This window comes from Bradyrhizobium sp. Kon58, assembly GCF_055807455.1.
In genome coordinates this window covers 1-244 of the sequence record NZ_JBVVOT010000456.1, presented here as the reverse complement: position 1 = coordinate 244, position 244 = coordinate 1, and the positions used below count along the sequence as shown (strand labels likewise).

Genomic DNA, 244 nt, shown 5'->3' with positions numbered 1-244 from the left:
CTGCCGGGGGCGCTTGTGGAAGTGGAGGCGGTGGCGGCCAGGGCGGGGTGATGTCAGTCACTGTGCGGTGTCGAGGCGTTCCTGGGTAGCGCGGTCGATCAACGCGCGCAGCGCCTCGAATAGCGGCTCGGCATCCGTATGTTTTTTGCCGTACGCCAGGTTGAAGGCATAATCGAAATCAGGCGGGTTGAGGCCCTGGGTGTGCTGTAGCAGGGTCTCCAGCTCGTTCAGCGTGGCTTTTGAC

At 63.1% G+C, this 244-nt stretch carries 1 pseudogene; it reads right to left on the bottom strand.

Annotated elements, in window-relative coordinates:
- Positions 1-57 precede the first annotated feature (57 nt).
- Positions 58-244: pseudogene (locus tag AC0L20_RS41135) on the bottom strand (HD domain-containing protein); the annotation flags it as partial.